Source organism: Neptunomonas sp., from assembly GCF_041601355.1.
Classification (GTDB): domain Bacteria; phylum Pseudomonadota; class Gammaproteobacteria; order Pseudomonadales; family Balneatricaceae; genus Neptunomonas.
The window spans coordinates 1-22,309 of sequence record NZ_JBFIIH010000063.1; the positions used below are offsets into that span (position 1 = coordinate 1).

Genomic DNA, 22,309 nt, shown 5'->3' on the forward strand with positions numbered 1-22,309 from the left:
AGTAACGCGGCTTCCACACCTAGCTTTCGTGCCAGCGAGGGATAAACAAACAACGGTTTTTCAGGAATCGTAATCGACATTCAAATACCAAATAAGGGTTGATGCTGAGCAGCAACCCTCAACCGATGATGCTAATACTCAACATTACGTATGTTGTGCGAACTCTTCTACAGCACGTAAAATATCACTCCGGCTGATCTGCCCAACCAGCTTGCCTTCACGCGTTACCGGTAAGCGGCGTCGCCCTTTATCAATAAAAATTCTTGCGACTTCAATAATATTCGCATCATGACCAATCGTTTGAACATTGGGAGTCATATAGTTCCCTACAGTTCCGCCAACCTCCTCTTCGTGATAGGTCAGCGTCAAAATCGCTTTAAGACAATCGACTTCCGATATAATTCCAACCAACTCACCGTGTTCATTGGTCACTGGTGCGCCTGAAATCTTATATCTCAGGAAGCTATTGATCGCTGCAAAAAGATCGGTCTCAGGATGAAAAGTTATCAACCCTGTTGCCATATAATCCTGAACTTTTACAGATTTTAACATGCCACATCCTCCAATCTGATATCAACACTTCCTTGCCCATCCTACTCTTCCTTTATTTATATAGTAGTTCAGCGGGCAGACAACATATATCGATTTCAGTTAAATACTACTGTTTTATTTCCACACACTAATATCCGGTCTTCCAGATGCCAGCGCAAACCACGAGACAATACACTTTTTTCCACATCACGCCCCAAACGAACCATATCTCCTGGTTGGTCACGATGACTGATGCGAATAACATCCTGATCAATAATCGGACCTTCATCCAGGTCCTGCGTTACGTAATGACAGGTCGCTCCAATCAATTTCACTCCCCTATCATGTGCTTGATGATAAGGTTTAGCTCCGGCAAATGAAGGCAAAAAACTATGATGAATATTGATGATCTGATGAGGATATGTCTCACACAGTTCATGCGGCAATATCTGCATATAGCGCGCTAAAACAATAACATCCGCCTTATACTCATTGATCAGTGATTTGATCGTATCAAAGTGATCTTGTTTGTTGTCTTTATCCACCGGAACATAATGGTAAGGAATATCATGCCATTCCACCATTGTTCTAAGGTCATTATGGTTAGAAATCACACAAGGAATATCACAAAACAACTCTTTGGAATGGAAGCGATATAGCAGATCGGCCAAACAATGAGATTCGCGACTGGCCATCAGCACCACACGTTTGGGTTGATTCGAATCAGTTATCTGCCATTCCATTTTAAAAGACTGAGCAATAGGTAAAAATGCATCTCTTAGCGCATCCAGCCCAAAAGGCAAAGAGCCGGCAATAATTTCCACTCGCATAAAGAACCAACCGATCGACGGATCTGAATGTTGATTGGCATCGGTTATTGAGCCGCCGTGACTCGAAATAAAGTTACTGACCATAGCCACAACACCCACTCTGTCGGGGCAAGCCAGCAGCAATCGATATCGACGTTCCATTGTTTACAGATTCCTGTCAGATTAAAACGAGAAGTAATAATAACAGCTTAAAACCGATTCAGGCATCCAATCTTGGTTGAAAGAGTCATTGATAAATAGATTATCTTGGCAGGCTTATATTGACGACCTGATACCTGCTTCATTTATAGCTATGATAAAATAAAAGAAACTTAACAGGTTGCCGGGTCTGGCCGGTCGTCGGTCCGTGTTAAGTCCTACAGTCTGCGAAGCACAGGAGTTTGTTGCTGATGCATTTCACGCCCGAACGTATGGCCCCCCTAAAAGCATTACGCCTTGGCATAGATAGTCATCATGAACTGATCATCTATCTCAGAGCAGACTGCCCTGTGTGTCGCTCAGAAGGTTTTTCGGCCATGTCCCGCGTACTGGTTTTATCCGATCAGCAACACGCCATTGCGACACTCAATATCGTCACCGGTGATCTGCTTGCAAAAGGTCAGATAGGATTTTCCGAACCCGCATGGCGACGGCTGGCATTAAAAGATAGAGACTCAATATGGTTATCACACCCAAAGCCCGTTCAATCCCTCTCGTATGTCAGGGCGAAAGTATATGGCCATACGCTGGATGAAATGGCTTTTCAAAGCATTATCAACGATATCGTTGAAGGTCGCTACGCCGATGTGCATGTGGCTGCTTTTGTAACGGCCTGTGGGGATGACCATCTCAACAATGATGAAATTACAGCACTCACCCACGCCATGATCAAGGCGGGCAGTAGCATTGACTGGCATTTGCCTATGGTTGTTGATAAACACTGCGTTGGCGGCCTCCCCGGTAATCGCACTACACCTATCATTGTCCCCATTCTGGCGGCCTGCGGTTTAACCATGCCGAAAACGTCTTCTCGTGCAATCACCTCACCTGCCGGTACAGCAGACACAATGGAAACATTAACCAATGTCAGCTTATCTCAGGAAGAGATGCGCCAGGTAGTAAAGCAGGAAGGTGCTTGTCTGGCCTGGGGAGGGTCAATGCGACTCAGCCCGGCGGACGACCTGCTGATTCAGGTTGAACGGGCACTCGGGATTGATAGCGAAGGACAGCTTATTGCATCAGTTCTTTCCAAAAAAATTGCCGCCGGGGCCACACATGTATTAATCGATATCCCTGTGGGCCCTACAGCCAAAGTACGCACCACGGCGGCGGCTGAACAATTAGCCAGAAGCTTTCATAATGTCGCCAAGAAACTCTTCCTTAATATTGAAGTTCTCTTTTCCGACGGATCTCAACCAGTGGGCAGAGGTATTGGCCCTGCACTTGAAGCCTATGACATTCTTGAAGTACTGCAAAACACCCACAACGCACCGGCAGACTTGAAAAATCGCGCTTGCATGGTGGCGGGTGCAATGCTGGAAATGATCGGCCATGAGAAGAAAGGCGAAGGCAAGAAAAAAGCCCTGCATATTCTTGAAAGCGGACAAGCATGGGAGAAGTTTAAAGCCATTTGTCACGCACAAGGCGGTCTGCACATGCCTCCTGTTGCTCCCTACCGGTACAGCCTGGTTTGTCATCATGCTGGCGTGGTAGCAGAAATTGATAACCGTCAGCTCGCTCAGGTTGCAAAACTAGCTGGCGCACCGGCGGATCCTGAAGCAGGTGTTGAGTTTTTTGTAAAGCTGGGCGAGCATGTAAAAGAAAATCAGATTCTCATGACGATCCATGCTGCTAACGCGGGCGAACTAAATTATGCCGTTGAGTACCTGGAAGACCATCATACTATCATCCGCATCGATAAGGCAGAGATCTAAAAAAAGCTAAAGCATCAGAGAGTTAAAGAGAACCATTATGCCACCGATACTATTTAATCTTGACTCAGATCCTTCACTGTTTGACGCACTGGTTGAGGCTATGGCCGCCAATAGAGGTCAACTGGAGCAGCGCAAGTTCCCTGATGATGAGTCCTACCTGCGTGTCCATAGTGACTGCGCGGATCAGGATGTCATCATCTATTGCAACCTGTTTCAACCGGACAACAAAATATTACGCCTGCTGTTTCTGGTTTACACGGTGAAAGAGATGGGCGCCAAACAAGTCGGCCTTATCACTCCCTATCTACCCTATATGCGCCAGGATAAACAGTTCCACCATGGCGAATGCGTTAGCTCCCGGCCTTTTTCCCAACTGTTGTCAGCCGCCCTGGACCTGCTAGTCACCATGGATCCTCATCTGCACCGCTACCACTCTCTTGACGAAATTTACACCCTCAAATCGACCGTAGTACCCGCTGCACCATTAATTGCAGAATGGATTAAACAGAATATATCTGCGCCCCTTTTAATCGGCCCTGACACAGAAAGTGAGCAATGGGTTTCTGAAGTAGCACGGATGTCCCGGGCGCCATTTCAGGTATTACAAAAAATTCGTCACGGCGACACAGAAGTTGAAGTATCATCACCACAACTGGAACAATACCATGATGCAACGCCGGTTTTGGTCGATGACATTATATCCAGTGGCCGCACCATGTTAGAAACTATTCAGCACTTAAAGCATGCAGGTATGAAAAGACCGGTGTGTATTGGTGTACATGGCATTTTTTCTGGCGACGCTTTTATGCAACTAGAGCAAGTCTCAGATGTCATCACAACCCAATGCATCCCACATCCCAGCAACCGTATTGATATTGCTCAGTCTCTGGCTAAAGCAACCTTACTGCTGCTTAATGAATAACCGACAAACAATAATGCCGCAAGCCAGATTACAGCCCAAAAAAATTGAATTCAGCCCCTCTTCAGAATCACTGTTGATAATATCAGGGCAAACACAGCACTTTTGGCAACACACTGTTCCTTCTGGTTCCCGTATTCAGAAGAAACGAATCACTTTAACCTTTGTCATCTACATCCACCATTAAACAGAGGGTTTTATGAATCCAACTATTGATCTGCTTAACAACCATCGATCTATTCGACTATTCAAAAAAGATGCTGTCACTCAGGAAACTATCAATACACTTATCAGCTGCGGCCAGTCCGCAGCAACATCCAGCTTCATTCAAGCCTGCACCGTGATTCAGGTCGAAGATAGTAGCAAAAGAGAAAAACTTGCAGAATACGCCGGCAATCAGAAATATGTACAAACCGCTCCGGTCTTTCTGGTTTTTTGTGCCGACATGAAGCGTCACGAGCTGGCCTGCGACATGCACAACGAAGAGATGCTGAGCGGCTTTACCGAACAATTTATTACCGCTACTGTAGATTGCGCCTTGTTTGCGCAAAATGTTGCGATCGCAGCCGAGTCGGTTGATTTGGGTATTGTCTATATCGGTGGCATTCGCAATAAAATTGCAGACGTCAGCAAGCTGCTGGATCTTCCTGAATTGGTTTATCCGGTATTTGGTATGTGTATTGGTTACCCGGATCAAACTCCCGAAGTCAAACCCCGGCTACCCTTACCTGTTGTATTAAAAAAAGATTCATACTCTAACGTTCAAGATTCTGAGCTACTGGCCGATTACGATAAAGTCATCCGCGAATATTACAATTCCCGGAGTGGCGGCAATAAAGATATGAGCTGGAGCGAACAAATAGCAGGGATGCTAAAAAAAGAAGCCCGACCACATATGCTTGAATTTTTAAAGTCACGTGGTTATTTACTGAAATAATCTGTGTACTCCCTGCGCAGTTAACATACAAAAATATTTGTTTTGTTGCCGGGGAGTACTTTGTCAGTGAGTACTGATGGAAGCATTAACCAATCTGAAAGCTAGCCCTTCAATTGAACAGGCTAGTAGTGATTCCCAACCCACTGTTCAGGATCTGAATCGTCTTCTTATCCTGCAGCGGGATTTGCTGGAAAAAATCACGCTTAATCTGCCGCTCAAAGCTGTGCTGGACGGACTTTGCCTGGAAGTAGAGAAGATTGTCGGTTCATGCCAGGTATTCATTATGATTCTGGATAATCGGGGATATTTAGATCTGCTCAGTGCTCCCAGCATTTCAGAAGAAAATACAGAACTTTTCAACCGTCTGGCACCCGGACCTAATGCCGGGTCCAGCGGCACTGCGGTATTTTCAGACCAGCCTGTTTTTGTCATCAATACTCAGACTGATAGCCGCTGGGGGCATTACCAAAAACTCGCCTATACCAATAACATCGGTGCATGCTGGTCATACCCCCTGCATGAATCAGCGCATAAAGCGATAGGAAGCATTTCCATTGCCAGCGAATATCCAAGAAGCCCTTCCACCTTTGATGCCCGGTTACTGGAAAGCGCAGCACACATTGCAGGGATTGCCATCTCACGTCATGTGAGCCATACGAATCTGCAAAACTCAGAGCAACGTTTGTCCCATATAGCGTCATCAATACCGGGAGTGGTTCTTCAAACTGAGTTCGACATTAACAACAAACCTTTCTTTACCTATGTCAGCGAAGGTATCAAAAAACTTTGCGGCATAGAATCGACAGAAGCACGTAAACACTTCAACCCGGTCTGGAAACGTTTACACATAGATGACCGTGCCACCATTAAGTCTGCGTTACAAAGCAAGCAACATAATGACTCGCTATGGACAATGGAATGCCGCCTGAGAGATGCAACTGGCAAGATTAAATGGATACACCTGGCATCCACTCCTGAATGGGACGAACAGAAGAGTCTCAAACGGATAAACAGCATTGTTCTGGATATCACCAGTGAGAAAGAAGCCAATGCACGCCTTGAACTAGCCGGTATCGCATTTGCTTCCACCAATGAAGGCATTATGGTCGCCGACAAAGACAACCTGATTGTTGATGTCAATCGTGCCTATTGTGAAATGACAGGGTATTCACGGGAGGAGCTTATCGGCACCTCCCCATCGATATTAAGTTCTGGCCGCCATGAAGCTAATTTTTTTCATAACATTGAAGACACCATTAAAAAACAAGGGTTCTGGCAAGGTGAATTATGGAACCGCCGCTGTAACGGTGCTATCTACCCTCAATGGCTGAATATCAATGCTGTCTTAAACAACCAGGGTGAATTAACCCACTACGTCAGCGTGTCTGCAGATGTTAGCAATATTAAGGAATCAGAAGCAAAACTTCGCCACATGAGCCAACATGATGCGCTGACAGACCTGCCTAACAGACAACTTTATAAAGTACTGCTGGATCATGCAATAGAACATAATCTGGAAGATCAGCATACTGCCGTATTAATGATAGATCTTGATCGCTTCAAACATGTTAATGAAACCATGGGACATCAGGCAGGCGACCAACTGCTGATTCAGGTGGCTCGTCGCTTGCGCAACGTGATTGCCGACAGTCACCTTTTGGCACGCGTGGGCGGCGATGAATTTGCCATCATGATTGAGAACTGCCCCCATCAAGGCGAAGCCGAACGTGTCGCAATGCGGATCGTAAGTGCATTAGAAACGGCCGTTGATCTGGATGGGCATAATTTTTTCACCACTGCCAGTATCGGCATTACGCTATATCCGCAGCATGGCTTTGATAGTGAAACCTTAATTAAAAATGCGGATGCTGCCGTGCATCAGGCAAAAGATGATGGGCGTAATAATTACGCATTTTATCAGCCCGAACAAACCCACGTTATTGAACAATGGGTGCGTTTAGAGCCTGAGCTGCGAAGAGCCTTAGCCTTAGATCAGTTCAGGGTATTCTACCAACCACAAATAGATGCAGTCTCCGGAAAAATATCAGGCGTCGAAGCACTACTACGCTGGCAACATCCAACGGATGGCTTAATGCCCCCCGGGATGTTTCTGCCAATCATTGAAGAGATCGGTCTGATGAACCAGGTAGGAGACTGGGTGCTGGAACAAGCCTGTGCTCAGGCGGCGGCATGGAAAAAAGCGGGGTACCCTCGATTTCGTATTGCAGTCAACATTGCCGGCCAGCAGGTTCTTAACCATAGCCTGGTTAGCACCGTCACCGATCTTCTTAGCAAATATGATATGGATCCTGATCAACTAGAGCTGGAGATTGTCGAAAATATTGTCATGAAATACGATGATGCCGCGCAACCTGTCCTTAATGAATTACGCAATCTCGGCGTTCGCTTAGCCCTGGATGACTTTGGAACAGGCTACTCATCACTGAGTTACCTTAAAATGCTTCCTGTACAGAAGGTAAAAATAGATCAATCACTTGTCAGGGATATTCCCGACGACCCGAACGATGAAGCTATCGCCAAGGCGATTATTGCTTTAAGTCACAGTCTAAACCTCAGTGTCTGCGCAGAAGGGGTTGAAACAGAAGAACAAAAAGCATTCCTGCGAAACCAAAACTGCGATCAGTTACAGGGCTACCTAATCAGCAGACCTATTCCTGCAGCAGAACTCACGCTATGGCTGGATCAACACATCGTGGATCACCCTTAGGTTAGAGTTTAGGATGCAATAAGCGGATCCACTCTAGGACAGCCTCTTCGGGATCTGGCGTCTCACACGCGTCGATCAATAACATCTCCTGCACACTGACAGCTTGCAGCTCATGCATCAGTTCATCCATCTGCCGGCCGCCATCCGCAAAATTATCATAAGAGCTATCACCTAACGCAATCACAGCGTATTTCACATGAGGCAATAACGGACTCTGATCTCTTAACTGGGAATAAAGAGGCAACAAATTATCAGGAATATCGCCTTCTCCGATCGTTGCTGAACAGATAATAAGCACGTCTGTATCTTCGCCGATGACATCATCAATGCAAGGATGGTTAAACACTTCACATTGATGTCCTAACTGATTTAATTCCTCAGAAGCCTCATCTGCCATCTGTTGCGCATTACCATAAGTAGACCCTACCAGAAACTTAACTTTAGCCATCCATTACCCCTATAATCATCAAAAAATTTTGCAGCCCTACTATAAATAAAAGAGATTTGACTAAACACCGGTAATTAGTAAGGATGTTCCAAAAAACTTTAGCTAATTTAGTCGTTAGCGCTATACTGATATTGCAACTATTATTGCAATTATCAAGCTCAGGAGCGGTTACATGGGAAGCCAAAGTCTATCCAAACTTCTACAATCATGGGAAGAGCATGTCGCTAAAGTCAGTGAACAAACTGAAGTAACTTTATCGATAAATCAAGCAGACGTAGTGCGATTAGCCGCGTTAGCTGAAATCTATAAACTTCCAGAAAAACAGATAATCGCTACATTAATTCATGAAGCGCTCAATGAGCTTGAAGCCAAAATGCCTTATGTGCCTGGTAAAAAAGTCATTCGCGTTGAAGATGGCGATGAAATATTTCAGGATACTGGCCCGATGCCCGAGTACTTAGCTGCCCAAAAACGTTTATTAGAGCAGTAACATGACCGAATAAGGATTGTATTCAATAGCATGATCGCCGAGAATTGTTATTTTATAACATCGTGAACTTCTTTCATGCTATCTAACATCCCTACCAATATTATTACCGGTTTCCTTGGCGTTGGTAAAACAACCGCCCTGAATCAACTCATCAAACAAAAACCTGAAAATGAAACCTGGGCTATTGTCGTTAACGAGTTTGGCCAGGTTGGCATTGATGAAAGTATGTTACCTGACCAGGCTGGTATAAAGATCAAAGAGATTGCCGGTGGCTGTGTGTGTTGCGCTCTCGGACCCGCATTAACCATCAACCTCGCCATGCTGATACGTCGTACTAAACCGGACCGGGTCATTATAGAACCGACAGGACTAGGCCATCCTGAAGGATTAATTGACATACTTCAAAGCGAATCATTCCGTGATGTTCTGACACTGCGAAGCATTATCTGCTTACTTGATCCACGTGTTCTAGGGCAACCTGAAGTACTGCGACACCAGGCTTTTATTGATCAGTTAAACCTGGCGGATATTGTTGTTCTGAATAAATGCGATCTTGCCACTCAGGATCAGGTTGACGAAGCTCAGCAACTTTCTGAACAAATGTTTCCGCCAAAGCAGCAGATTGTTCAAGCGATACAAAGTGATTTCCCAATTCAACTATTAGATCAACATCGTAATACTGAACTGACAGCCTGCTACCCGGATGCACATAAAGGAAACAGATCATCCATAGCCCCTGCCTCACTTTTTTTAGCAGAACCGAGCAAACCCGTCAGACGAACAGGCAGTCATCCGGAAGCCTTTAGCTGCGGATGGGTTTTTCATCCCGATGATCAGTTTGATCATGACAATTTACTCGCATTTTTTAATTCTCTGCAGGCTGCCTGGCGCTTAAAAGGAGTGTTTCGAATAGGACACGCGCGTGTGCTATATAACCGCGCTGCAGATGAAACCACCACCCAGCCAATTGCCTGGAGAAGAGACTCCCGGCTGGAAATTATTAGCCAAACAGCGATGGATTGGGACGACATTGAGAAAACGCTAATTTCTCTAATTAAGAATCCACATTCTTAATAGCCAATGAATAATCAGAGCTGACGACTGTCGTCAAGAGGTTAAAGACTGGTATAATTGCGCCAAAATACGTCAAATGGTCTGTAAAATGTTTAACTTTGTCGTCAAAAATAGTTCAAAATTACCCAAACTGGTAACCTTCATAACCATACTCTGCGTGCTTATGAGCCCTGCTTCGCGCGCCGAAGAGAGTGTCTGGGAATATGAAATGCAACCTGGTGATCATATTTGGAAAATTGCTCACGAATTATTAACAGATTGGCGTAGCTGGCAAACAGTTGAACGTCTGAATAATGTAGACAACGACCGCCTCATGGCGGCGGGCACCATTTTACGTATACCAACGTCCATGATACAACAGCGCCCGGCGACGATTCAGCTGATTGAAGTGTCCGGCCCCGTCACCTTAATCAGCGCTGATGATCAGTCCGGGCAACCACTGAAAGATCAGGTGTTAAAAGTCGGTGATCAGATCCAAACCGGAACCAATGCCAGTGTGTTATTGAAATTTGAAGATAACACACAGGTTTTACTCAACCCTGAAAGTGAATTCATCATCAATCAGGCAAGTATCATTGGTTCAAAGAAAAATGTTATTGATATCGAAGTCCTGCTCAAAGCAGGTGAAGCACAAGTGCGTGCCAACCCCGAAAAAGTCCCGGGATCTCGCTTCGTTATTGAAACACCTTCTGCTTTTGCCACTACCCGCGGTACTGTATATCGTGTCCGTGCCGACCAGAGCCTGACAGCAACAGAAGTAACACAAGGTAAAATCGATGTAGAAAACACCCTTGGTCGCACAAAAGTACCCCAGAATTTTGGTACTTTGACGGCAAAAAACTCACCACCGCAAAAACCAATACGCTTATTAGCGGCTCCGGCTGTACCTGCTATTGATACCATCCGCTACCTGCCAGCCAGACTCAGCTGGGGCCTGATCAAAGGTGCGACTTCCTATCGTAGCCAACTATCTGATCAGGCAGAGTTCCAGCGTATTCTGCTGGATAACCTGGGGCAACCACCCAAACTGAACATCCCTGCGACTCTGGCAGATGGCCAGTATTGGTTGATGGTACGTGCATCTGACACCAATGGGCTTCAGGGGCTGGAGTCATTACAACACTTCTCTATCGACGCCCGCCCTTTCCCACCGACAATCCAATCCCCTTTATCTAATGACCCTGTTTACACTGGCGACGTTAGTTTTGTTTGGGCACAACCAGAAGAAGCTAAAGAATACCTGTTTGAGCTTTCTGCAAAAGAAGATTTTTCCACACTAGTTCAACCAGCTGTCACTCTGAGCAGCCAAACAATTAGTGTCCCCATTGCTGACCCCGGCACCTATTTCTGGCGTGTCACCAGCATTAACGCTAACCAAAAAACAGGGCCTGGCGGTTACACAAACACGATCACCGTTCGCCCGACACCGGCGACTCCAGAATTACAGGAAGCAACCACCAGCAAAACCGAATTAGGGTTTGCCTGGCAAAAAGATGACTTCTCCGAGCGTTATCAGATACAACTGGCGAATGACAAAGACTTTACCCATCTGGTTGATGAACTCAATGTGACTTCAGCCGAAGCGACCTTCAAAAAACCAGACACGGGAACTTACTACATGCGCGTACGTGGATTTGATAGTGACAACTACGCAGGTAGCTGGTCCGGCACACAAAAAGTCGAAGTGCCTGTTGATAGTTATCTTCCAGCGTTTATCTGGAGTGTATTGACTATCGCCATTTTCTTATAAGAGATGAGCGCCGCCTGATGAATCTGTTTCGCCAGAAGGATATCGGTTTTCTGCTCTGTCAGGCTTTTGTGCTGCTGATTGCATTTGTGCCTGCACATCACACCCTGGAAAATGTCCTGTATGATCTTTTCATCCAGGAAGAGCAGACCCCGCCTCCGGATAATCTGGTTATTATCGATATAGATGATAAAAGCCTTGAAGCGTTAGGCCGCTGGCCCTGGCCACGATCGCTGCATGCAGAGATGATTCAAAAGCTGAACACACTCGGCGCAGCGGTTATCGGTTACAACATCGCCTTTGTCGAACCAGACACCAGCCCAGACTCAGATGATGCCGCCCTCAAACGGTCGATCGCAACACATGGGAATGTCATCCTGCCGATTTTTGCAGAGCGAGGTTCTCTTATCTATCCTTTCAGGGGCAATAAAGCGATTTCAGGTAGTAAACTCGGCCATGTGGATATCGAGGTTGACAATGACGGTTATGTTCGTCGCTCCTATCTCAAAGCAGGTATAGACTCACCACAATGGCCAGCATTCGGGCTGAGTGTGCTACAAGGTTCTACGCAGTATTCAGGCTTTCTTCCGGGAACACGCAGCCCTGCTTCACGCGTTGGCATCAGTAGCAAATGGACTCGCGACCTTGAAGTTCTGGTGCCCTTTCAAATAAATCCAAAATCATTTCAGCACTATAGCTTTATTGATGTACTTGAAAACAATAGTGTTACTGATGCATTTGACAACAAAACAGTATTGGTCGGAATAGAAGCCACCGGATTGGAACCAAAGTTTCTCGCACCCTATCAAAATAACAGAGAGATGCTTTCGGGCACAGCCATACAGGCTAACCTTTATAGCGCACTCAGCAACAGCACCCTACTAACACCTATTTTGTCAATTTGGGGCGTAACCTATGCCGTACTGATGACTTCGCTGCTCTATAGCATTTTGTTCTTTTTAGCTCGTTTCCCTCTGATCAGACGTATCAGTACAGTGACGTGCCTCGGTGTCTTCATGCTACCGGTAGCCGCGGTTCATTATGGTTACTGGCTGCCGATAGCACCCGCTTTTGGCGGTGTCAGTCTGGTCTTCATCATGCTTGTTGCAAGAATGCTGAATCAAGCCGGGATGGAGCATCGCAATGACAATATCACTGACCTGTCTAACCATCGGATGTTTGAAGAAACATTACAATTAGAGTGGGAGCAAAGTCTTAGAAAACACACACCGCTCTCTTTAATTCTGATAGAGGTCGATTATTTCAAACGTTTCATTGATACGTTTGGTCCCGAGAGGGGTGACTGGTTACTTGCACGTATCAGTCCTATATTGCAAAGCCATAAACGCAAAACCCGAGATTTAGTGGCGCGCTATGACGATGACACATTCGCCATCTTACTGCCCATCACACCGAATCATATTGCTCTCTCTATAGCGGAAAAAATACGCAAAGATATTGAAGATTTACAAATTGAGCATACGGGATCGGACTCGGCTAAATTCATTACAGTCAGCGCAGGTATCACAACGCTTCATGTGACCAGCCAATCATCGCCAAATGCCAGCATGGATGCAGTCGTCTTGAAAAGTTTAAAAGCGCTTTCCAAAGCTCAATTACAAGGGGGGAATTGTATTTATAACAGCGAGACCGAATAAAGAATAAAAAAGCGGCCCGAATGAGACCGCTTTTCAGACGAGTGAGGTTAGACCTGCTTAGCAGAAATAATATCTTTCCATTTCGCCGGACCCGTGTTGTGCACAGACTGGCCATTCGTATCAACAGCCACTGTCACTGGCATATCTTTTACTTCAAACTCATAGATAGCTTCCATCCCCATCTCTGGAAATGCCAGTACTTTAGCACCGATAATCGCTTTAGAAACGAGGTACGCCGCACCGCCCACTGCCATCAGGTAAACGGCCTGATTGTCTTTAATTGCCTCAATAGCAACAGGGCCACGCTCCGACTTACCAATCATACCCAGCAAGCCGGTACTTTCCAAAATCTGACGGGTGAATTTATCCATACGTGTAGCTGTTGTTGGGCCGGCAGGACCCACCACTTCGCCAGCAATAGGATCAACCGGACCAACGTAGTAGATAAAGCGACCTTTCAAATCAACCGGAAGCTCTTCACCGTTATTCAGCATCTCGATCATACGCTTATGCGCTGCATCACGGCCGGTTAGCATCTTGCCGTTCAGCAGAACCGTTTCGCCTACTTTCCAGTCCTTCACATCTTCTGGAGTGATCTCATCCAGATTAACCCGACGTGTACTAGCACCGACTTCAAACGTCACTTGTGGCCAGTCATCAAGACTCGGCGGCGTAAGCACCGCAGGACCATTCCCGTTCAGTGTAAAGTGAGTATGACGAGTCGCGGCACAGTTAGGAATCATCGCTACCGGCAATGAAGCCGCATGCGTTGGATAATCCATGATCTTCACATCAAGGACAGTCGTCAGACCACCCAATCCTTGCGCACCTATGCCCAACGCATTGACTGCATCCATAATTTCAAGACGCAACTCTTCGATACGGTTCTTCGGACCACGCTCGCGTAGTTCGTGGATATCGATAGAGCCCATCAAGGACTCTTTCGCTAATACTGCTGCTTTCTCAGCCGTACCACCGATACCTATCCCTAACATCCCTGGCGGACACCAACCAGCCCCCATGGTAGGCAGAGTTTTAACCACCCAGTCAACAATACTGTCGGATGGATTCAGCATCACCATTTTAGATTTGTTTTCAGAACCACCGCCTTTCGCTGCGATATGAACTTCAACTTCGCCACCCTCAACAATCTCGTAATGAATCACAGCCGGCGTATTGTCTTTGGTATTTTGACGTTTACCAGCAGGGTCCGACAAAATTGAAGCACGAAGTACGTTGTCCGGGTGCAGATAAGCGCGGCGAACGCCTTCATTGACCATGTCGGTCACACCCATTTTGGCATCCCATTTAACGTCCATACCGACTTTAAGAAAGACCGTAACAATACCCGTGTCCTGACAAATCGGGCGATGCCCTTCGGCACACATACGGGAATTGATAAGGATTTGAGCCATCGCATCTTTAGCGGCCGGATTCTCTTCTTTTAAGTAGGCTTCGTGCACCCCTTTGATGAAATCAAGCGGATGGTAATAGGAAATAAACTGCAATGCATCTTCGATACTACTAATAAAATCGTCTTGGCGAATAACGCTCATACGAGGCTCTCCACTGCTCTGGTTCTAGATCATGGTATGGCTCGGTTGAGCCTAAGTGTGGCAAGATTATACACCAAATCAATTAATATGCGGGGTTGGGCGTTAGTCTTAACCTGTATCCGGACCAGACGCTAAAGTTACTTGATTACGCCCGCGGTGTTTGCTCAAATATAAAGCATCATCTGCACGCTTCAGACATTCACCCAGCGTAAATCCGGACTGATATTCCACTACACCAAAGCTCATCCTAACCACATAACTATCATCACTTACCAGCTTGATCTCCTGCTCGAAAGACTGACGTACCGCATCTATCTTTTTACAAGCAGTTTTGCCATCTACTCCAAACATTACAATCAAAAACTCCTCGCCTCCCCACCGGGCGATGATATCGGCATCGCGTAATTTCGAGCGAAAAAACAACGCCACTTCAGACAGCACATGATCGCCTTCAGCGTGACCAAACGTATCATTAACCTTCTTAAAGTAATCAATATCCCCCAAAACCACGCTCACAGATTCGCCGGTTCTTGAAGCCTGATGCAGAATTTTAGTAGCAATTTCAGTTGCCATACGCCGATTATATAAGCCGGTCAGACTATCCAGAGAAGCCAGTTTTGACATACGGGCTTCTTGCGTAACCGTTATTAAGCGGATCACCGTAATGGAAATAATAAAAGGAATGCCTGCAATCATAATATTAACGAAATGTACTACACCGAGATATTCACTGTATTTATAGTCATATTGAACATCACCAAATCCTAAGTAGAGCAAGGCAAACGTCAGAACAAATGAAAAACTATAAAGAGAAGCATAAAAGAAATTGAGCCGTGTATTCAGAATAGCTAAAGCGGAAGTTGCCCATAAATAATGCTGAAATCCCACATCCAAACCAAGATACATAGCGGCTAATACTGAATGAATCCATACCTCAGTACATATGAGTAATATAGCACTCGCATGCCTACCTTTAGCATTTAGAAATAACCCATAAACCCACGCCACTACGCTGGCAACATTAACCAACGCCATCTCGGTTGCACCAATATGAAGAAATACCGGGATAAGCGCCAGATGGACTAGCCCGGCAAACAAACTCAACATGGTCACAATAACGAAACGACGAAAATCTTTTTCTTTAATGCCAGAAGGACGACCCGCGAGGGTCAGATACTTCAATATAGTTTTCAAGTTTAGTTCCGCAGCTATTCAGAAAAGCGTTCGTCAGACGCCGCATAAATATTTCCCGCTTCATCTACGATAGTAGCACGCCTAAAGTGAAACCCTAGACTGAAGCTATACTAAGAACAGAAAATAACTACTGAGAATCACCTGTTGTTCGCTTATTATATTGCCCCAGTTGATTTTATTTTGATCAACCGCGCACGTATTCAGCATAGATTCCCTATATAGGGTTGATAATCATGGCTTTTCAACAGTGCAGATCTATTCTGTTCTTTAAGGATTATTAAGATGAATAAGATCCTGATTCAGCGCCAGGCTTTATTACCGGATCCCATGCGAATCAGCCGCTATCAAAAAAGTCCTGAACTGGGACCTCGCGTTCTGTTTTTTTCAGGTGGTAGTGCTCTTAAACAAGTTAGCCGTACCCTCAAGCATTACACGCACAACTCTATACACCTGGTCACAGCATTCGATTCAGGCGGCAGTTCGGCCAAATTACGCAATGCTTTTGATATGCCAGCGATTGGTGACCTACGCAGCCGGTTGCTCGCACTGGCGGATGAAACAGTGACAGGTAACCCCGCCATTTATGCACTGTTTAATTACCGGCTACCTGAGTCTGCAGCGCAAACTGACTTGTTCTTGCAACTTACCAGCATCGCTGAGGGTATCCACCCACTCATTCTGGCTATTCAGCAGCCGATGAGAGACCTGGTACGCAGTTTATTAAAATTTTTCATCGATGAGATGCCCGCTCACTTCGATCTGCGTGGAGCCAGTATTGGTAATTTATTAATTGCCGGTGGTTATGTTACCCACCACCAGCAACTCGAGCCGGTTATTTTTCTGCTGAGTAAACTGATCAATACATTAGGTGAAGTACACGCTATTACAGAAGAGAGCCTGCACTTAACAGCGCATCTGGAAGACGGGCGGTCTATTGTCGGCCAACACCGGATTACCGGAAAAGAAGCGGCACCACTGGAATCCAGAATCACGGATATCAGTCTAAGCAGTGACCCGGACAACTATCAACAGACACAGTGCCGAGTCAGCGGTAAACTGGCTGACTTTATTCAGCAAGCGGATCTTATCTGCTACCCTCCGGGCAGCTTCTATAGCAGCATCCTTGCCAATCTGTTGCCCATAGGCGTTACTGAATCAATCCAACGAAATACCTGCCCAAAAGTCTATATCCCTAATCTGGGACAAGATCCGGAGCTCTATGGCATATCAACGACACAAGCCATTCAACAGTTACTGAAATACCTGAAAAGCCAACATCCTGATATGCGTGATGATCAGAGCATCAACATTATCATGATGGATGCCCGCTTTACACAGATAGACAGTAATACCAAGCAGCAATTAGCGGCTAAAAATATCCGGATTATTGATATCCCGCTTGTTACCGCTAAAAGCGAACCCTATTACGATGCAGAGAAACTGGTGCATGCCTTACTTTCATTAACCTGAATTTTATAAGTAAAAAATGGGCGGCCTTAAGAGACCGCCCCAAAAGAACGTATATTTACCAGCTTCGTGATGCGACAAGTATTAAATCGTAGCGCACCACCCCTTTCACATATGAAATAACACAACTAAATCCCGGGCACGAAACCTTGAAGAGTGGTAAATATCGGAGTAGAACATGACTAACGTTTAAAGGTAACCATAAGGAAGGACGCCTCTCATGTTAAGACGTAAAGCTCTGGCTATTTTAATCAGCTCCGCCCTCTTCACCCCCTTTGTCACAACCGTTGCACTTGCCACCTCACAGGCAGCTGATTCAGTCGCGCCCGAAGCGGCCAGTGCCACTGTTTTCAAAAGCAGTGTTAGCGCAAAGGATTACATGGTGGCGGCAGCCAACCCTCTCGCAGCAAATGCTGGTTATCAAGTACTTAAAGCAGGTGGTTCTGCCGCCGATGCTCTGGTCGCGGTACAAGCCATGCTTGGCTTAGTCGAGCCTCAATCATCAGGTTTAGGCGGTGGCGCCTTTTTGATTTACTACGATGCAAAAACTAAACAAGTCACCACTTTTGATGGACGGGAAACTGCGCCGTTAGCCGCCACACCGGAACTGTTTCAAAATGCTGATGGCAGCAGCATGCAATTTTACGATGCGGTAGTCGGTGGCCGATCTGTCGGAACTCCCGGCACCGTCAAATTACTAGAAACCGTACATAAACGTTTTGGCAGTAAACCGTGGGCCGAACTTCTTAGTCCGGCTATCACACAAGCACAGCAAGGTTTTACTGTTTCAGAACGCCTGGCCGGCGCCATTGCGGATGACCAGGAGCGACTAAGCCGTTACCCCGATACCAAAGCCTACTTTTTTAATGCCGACGACACACCCTTAGCAGCAGGACAACTACTCAAAAACCAAGCCTATGCCAACACATTGGCCACGTTATCCAGTCAAGGAGCTGATGCTTTCTATAACGGAAAAATTGCTCAGGATATCGTCGACCGGGTGCGCTCTGCGACCGATAACCCAGGCGTATTAGAAAGCCGGGATTTCGCGGCTTACCAAATAAAAGAACGCTCAGCCACATGTGCACCCTACCATCAGTATTCCGTATGCGGCATGGGGCCACCCAGCTCTGGTGCATTAACCGTAGGGCAGATTCTTGGCATAGCGAGCAACTTTGATATTAAAGGTTTAGGCAAAGACAGCCCGCAAGCCTGGCAAATTATTGGCGATGCATCACGCCTGGCGTTTGCAGATCGTGGCCGTTACATGGCAGACAGCGACTTTGTTCCTATGCCGCAAGGACTACTTGATCCGAGCTACTTAGGTGAACGCGCTAAGCTGATCACTCCCGGAACAGCCCTGACCAAAGAGCAGGTAACTGCCGGAGAGCCACTCTGGGGTAACGAGGCAAAAGTCGCGCAAGCCGATGACCAGTCTATCGAATTCCCTTCTACCAGCCACTTCGTTATTGCTGATAAAGAGGGCAATATCGTATCGATGACGACCACAATCGAGAACGGCTTTGGCTCCCGCCTGATGAGTAACGGCTTCCTGCTCAACAACGAGTTAACCGACTTCTCATTCGAATCGCACAAAGATGGTTACCCGATAGCCAACCGACTCGAGCCTGGCAAACGTCCTCGCTCATCGATGGCGCCCAGCATTGTGCTGAAAGATGGTATGCCCTATATGGCTGTCGGCTCACCGGGTGGATCACGCATTATCGGTTACGTCGCCAACACTTTAATTGCACATATTGATTGGGATATGGATATCCAGGACGCCATCAACCTGCCGCACTTAGTTAATCGCTTCGGCACATATGACCTGGAGCAAGGCACCCCTGCCGAGCAGTTCAAAGCCCCACTGGAAAAAATGGGTTATGAGGTCAACATACGTGATCTGAACTCAGGCATTCACGCGATTTTGTTGAAGGATGGAAAGCTGATCGGTGGCGCTGATCCACGTAGGGAAGGCGAGGTCTACGGGGATTAAGATTTAGCGGAAAAAGCATGATGAAAATCAGATGAAGAAGTAGAGAGACTTCATCTGGTTTTTTTTATTTGTTTAGCGGATATATTTTGAAAACGATGCATAGATGAATATGACAGGATTTTAAATAAATAGGTATTTTCGCAATATTACCTATACATAAACAACCTAATATCGTTATTCTCTAGCCGTGCCGAATCGTTTTACAATTATTTCCTTTAGAGTGCGCAATGCGACAATCTACATTTACAATACCTGTAAGGTTGAACCTATCGAGATTAGCTTTCGCGCTTTTATTGAGCACATTATTTTGCATAACGAATGTTTCGGCAAACGAAAGCGCTAGTTGGAAAAGCCATTGGCTGGAAGAAATCAATGCCGACACACAATCCGGCAACCCCCTGGAACCGACAAGCGACACACCTTCATTATTTGGCTATAACCTTACCCTTCTTACTACAAATAATGTTCTTCCCAAAGGGCCAGTATGCATCAACGCTTCCTGCATAGACTGCCGATCTCATCCACCTCGCGCTCCCCCGGCTACCTCCTGACTCAGCTTTAATATGTTATTTTTTTAATTATAGCTCTGCTTGACGCAGAGGGAGTACGCATGAACAATTCTCACGCATTAAAAACGGTTAGCCTAAGCCAATATAAAGAAATACTTGAGTCAGAAATTAATGAAAGGGCTACGCTTGAAAGTCCGGCAACCCTTGTTTTTACCGATTTCTTGAAAACTAGTCCTTTTACCATGCATATGGATACGATCATTGATCAGGCCATGGCAGCGATGCGCACTGCTCATGTTCGCTCAATTGTCGTTACTGATAGCAACGAGAAATTCCGCGGCATAATAACGACAGCGGATCTTATGAGCCGAAAAGTTTTAAGCTTAGCAACAAGCTCCGGACAAGCACGTAACGACATAACCATTGGGGAGTTAATGATACCCAAAGAAAAATTAGTAGGAGTAACAATAGACGCCATTCAGACAGGCAATATTGGCGAGTTGCTTCAGACACTCAAAAATGAAGGCTGCCCGCATATGCTGGTTGTGGAACCACAGCATATGAGGATTCGAGGAATTATTTCCTCAAGTGATATCGCCCGACTTCTACAACTTCCTGTGGAGATCAACCAGCGAGCCAGCAGCTTCAAAGAACTCGTAGATGTTATTTCATCAGGTCGCGAGGTAAGTTAGGCCACCTGAAATAAAGGCAAGGGTAAGGCAGTCACAACAACCTGAAATGGTTGCTGAACTCGCCTTACCCTATCCCACTTTTCGCAAAGCCCCGATCAAAAGAAGACCTACATTTTAGCCGCTAATCTCGTTCCCTGATCTATTGCCCGCTTGGCATCCAGCTCAGCAGCAACATCGGCTCCGCCAATAAGATGCACAGGCTTAGTCGTGATCTGGTCGGCCAGCTCGCGGCATGGGTTTTGGCCTGCGCAGATAATAACGTTGTCCACAGCCAACAGTTGTGGCTCGCCTTTTACCAATAGATGCAGGCCTTGATCATCGATCTTCTGGTAGTCGCAGTTGTTCAGCATCTGCACGCCTTTTTTTATAAGGTCGGTGCGGTGAATCCAGCCGGTAGTTTTACCTAAGTTAGCACCCACTTTGGTTTTTTTACGTTGCAGCAGGAACACTTGACGCGCTGCCGGTGCAAAGTTTTGTTCTACCTGCGCTACTCCGCCACGGGCTGTCATGCTCATATCGACACCCCATTGTTGCATAAAGGCCGGAATATTCTGGCTGGTAGACACGCCTTGATGCACCAGTACTTCGCTGATATCAAAGCCGATGCCGCCTGCGCCTATCACCGCCACTTTTTTACCGACTTCAGCACTCATGTCAGCACTGCCCATCACATCCAGATAAGTCAGTACTTTGGGATGCTCTATACCTTCTATTTCAGGCAACCGAGGTGTTATACCCGTGGCGATCACGACTTCGTCAAAATCACTGGTATCCAGCATTTCTGCCCTAACGTGTGTATTCAATTTTAAGTTAACCCCGGTTAACTCTATTTGTCTGGAAAAGTAACGTATTGTTTCGTAAAACTCTTCTTTGCCTGGCACGCGCTTGGCGATATTAAACTGCCCACCGACTTCGCTGGCGGCATCAAACAGAGTGACCTGATGGCCTCTTTTCGCTGCTGTGGTGGCAAATGCTAATCCTGCAGGGCCTGCGCCAACCACTGCTATTTTTTTACGCTGAACAGCCTTCTCGATGATTAATTCTGTTTCATGACAGGCACGCGGATTGACTAAACAACTGGCGGTTTTACCGACAAAGATGTGATCTAAACACGCCTGATTACAGCCGATACAGGTGTTAATCTCATCAGCACGATTTTCCGCTGTTTTTTTCATAAACTCAGGATCCGCCAAAAACGGCCGCGCCATAGAGACCATATCGGCATCGCCGCGCGCTAATACGGCTTCTGCCACATCTGGCATATTAATGCGGTTAGAGGTAATAACCGGTACCGACAGGGCTTCGCGAATTCTAGCCGTCACCCAGGTAAAGGCCGCTCGCGGCACCTTGGTTGCGATGGTCGGAATACGCGCTTCGTGCCAGCCTACCCCTGTGTTGATGATAGTGGCACCGGCTTTTTCTATCGCTTTACCCAGTTGAACCACTTCATCGTGTGAACTACCGCCTTCGATCAGATCTAGCATAGATAAACGGTAGATAATGATAAAGTGTGTCCCCACGGCCTCACGCACACGACGCACGACTTCTAGCGGAAAACGAATACGCTGCTCATATTTACCGCCCCACTCATCATCACGTTTATTGGTATGCGTGACTATG

At 46.3% G+C, this 22,309-nt stretch carries 17 protein-coding genes; 11 read left to right on the plus strand and 6 right to left on the minus strand.

Translation table 11 applies throughout. From position 1 onward, the window contains the following. Nucleotides 1-144: 144 nt before the first annotated feature. On the minus strand, nt 145-552 hold the full coding sequence (locus ABY436_RS11250; RefSeq protein WP_372739069.1) for a CBS domain-containing protein: 408 nt from the start codon (nt 550-552) through the stop codon (nt 145-147). Nucleotides 553-647: 95 nt separating this feature from the next. Further along, the gene (purU, locus tag ABY436_RS11255; RefSeq protein WP_372739070.1) at nt 648-1,502 is read right to left on the minus strand and encodes a formyltetrahydrofolate deformylase; all 855 of its coding nucleotides are present in this window, start codon (nt 1,500-1,502) and stop codon (nt 648-650) included. Nucleotides 1,503-1,750: 248 nt separating this feature from the next. Here purU and ABY436_RS11260 point away from each other — a divergent pair, with 248 nt between their 5' ends. The 4 genes from ABY436_RS11260 to ABY436_RS11275 all read left to right on the plus strand — a co-directional run bounded on the left by ABY436_RS11260 (nt 1,751) and on the right by ABY436_RS11275 (nt 7,858). Further along, nucleotides 1,751-3,274 carry a thymidine phosphorylase family protein gene (locus ABY436_RS11260; RefSeq protein WP_372739071.1) on the plus strand — a complete coding sequence of 508 codons (1,524 nt, stop codon included), beginning with the start codon at nt 1,751-1,753 and terminating at the stop codon, nt 3,272-3,274. Nucleotides 3,275-3,311: 37 nt separating this feature from the next. Continuing rightward, on the plus strand, nt 3,312-4,196 hold the full coding sequence (locus ABY436_RS11265) for a ribose-phosphate pyrophosphokinase (protein WP_372739072.1): 885 nt from the start codon (nt 3,312-3,314) through the stop codon (nt 4,194-4,196). Nucleotides 4,197-4,392: 196 nt separating this feature from the next. Continuing rightward, the gene (gene nfsA, locus ABY436_RS11270) at nt 4,393-5,130 is read left to right on the plus strand and encodes an oxygen-insensitive NADPH nitroreductase (RefSeq protein ID WP_372739073.1); all 738 of its coding nucleotides are present in this window, start codon (nt 4,393-4,395) and stop codon (nt 5,128-5,130) included. A 76-nt stretch (nt 5,131-5,206) separates the two neighbouring features. Next, complete coding sequence (locus tag ABY436_RS11275; protein WP_372739074.1) at nt 5,207-7,858, plus strand: EAL domain-containing protein; 2,652 nt, start codon at nt 5,207-5,209, stop codon at nt 7,856-7,858. Nucleotide 7,859: 1 nt separating this feature from the next. Here ABY436_RS11275 and ABY436_RS11280 read toward each other — a convergent pair whose 3' ends face one another. Next, the gene (locus ABY436_RS11280) at nt 7,860-8,306 is read right to left on the minus strand and encodes a flavodoxin (RefSeq protein ID WP_372739075.1); all 447 of its coding nucleotides are present in this window, start codon (nt 8,304-8,306) and stop codon (nt 7,860-7,862) included. A gap of 172 nt (nt 8,307-8,478) precedes the next feature. Here ABY436_RS11280 and ABY436_RS11285 point away from each other — a divergent pair, with 172 nt between their 5' ends. From ABY436_RS11285 to ABY436_RS11300, 4 genes are all read left to right on the plus strand, one after another. Beyond that, nucleotides 8,479-8,796: a hypothetical protein gene (locus ABY436_RS11285; RefSeq protein WP_090725378.1), complete on the plus strand. Its 318-nt coding sequence runs from the start codon at nt 8,479-8,481 to the stop codon at nt 8,794-8,796. 75 nt (nt 8,797-8,871) lie between these two features. Beyond that, entirely contained in the window at nt 8,872-9,870 is a 999-nt protein-coding gene (locus ABY436_RS11290; protein WP_372739076.1) for a GTP-binding protein, read from the plus strand. An 88-nt stretch (nt 9,871-9,958) separates the two neighbouring features. After that, nucleotides 9,959-11,620, plus strand: coding sequence for a FecR domain-containing protein (locus tag ABY436_RS11295; protein WP_372739077.1), 1,662 nt, complete (start codon nt 9,959-9,961; stop codon nt 11,618-11,620). A 17-nt stretch (nt 11,621-11,637) separates the two neighbouring features. Then, nucleotides 11,638-13,275 (plus strand): CHASE2 domain-containing protein, encoded by a 1,638-nt coding sequence (locus ABY436_RS11300; protein WP_372739078.1) that lies wholly within the window; start codon nt 11,638-11,640, stop codon nt 13,273-13,275. Between the two features lie 47 nt (nt 13,276-13,322). Here the strand turns inward: ABY436_RS11300 and ABY436_RS11305 are convergent, their stop codons facing one another. Both ABY436_RS11305 and ABY436_RS11310 read right to left on the minus strand, forming a co-directional pair. After that, on the minus strand, nt 13,323-14,831 hold the full coding sequence (locus tag ABY436_RS11305; protein ID WP_372739079.1) for a fumarate hydratase: 1,509 nt from the start codon (nt 14,829-14,831) through the stop codon (nt 13,323-13,325). Between the two features lie 108 nt (nt 14,832-14,939). After that, nucleotides 14,940-16,025 (minus strand): GGDEF domain-containing protein, encoded by a 1,086-nt coding sequence (locus ABY436_RS11310; protein ID WP_372739080.1) that lies wholly within the window; start codon nt 16,023-16,025, stop codon nt 14,940-14,942. Between the two features lie 282 nt (nt 16,026-16,307). Here ABY436_RS11310 and ABY436_RS11315 point away from each other — a divergent pair, with 282 nt between their 5' ends. From ABY436_RS11315 to ABY436_RS11325, 3 genes are all read left to right on the plus strand, one after another. Next, entirely contained in the window at nt 16,308-17,495 is a 1,188-nt protein-coding gene (locus tag ABY436_RS11315) for a GAK system CofD-like protein (RefSeq protein WP_372739081.1), read from the plus strand. Between the two features lie 217 nt (nt 17,496-17,712). Further along, nucleotides 17,713-19,488: a gamma-glutamyltransferase gene (gene ggt / locus ABY436_RS11320; RefSeq protein WP_372739082.1), complete on the plus strand. Its 1,776-nt coding sequence runs from the start codon at nt 17,713-17,715 to the stop codon at nt 19,486-19,488. Between the two features lie 610 nt (nt 19,489-20,098). Beyond that, nucleotides 20,099-20,689 (plus strand): CBS domain-containing protein, encoded by a 591-nt coding sequence (locus tag ABY436_RS11325; protein WP_372739083.1) that lies wholly within the window; start codon nt 20,099-20,101, stop codon nt 20,687-20,689. A 107-nt stretch (nt 20,690-20,796) separates the two neighbouring features. Here the strand turns inward: ABY436_RS11325 and ABY436_RS11330 are convergent. Beyond that, nucleotides 20,797-22,309 (minus strand): FAD-dependent oxidoreductase (locus ABY436_RS11330; RefSeq protein WP_372739084.1); only part of this gene is annotated, 1,513 nt, incomplete at its 5' end.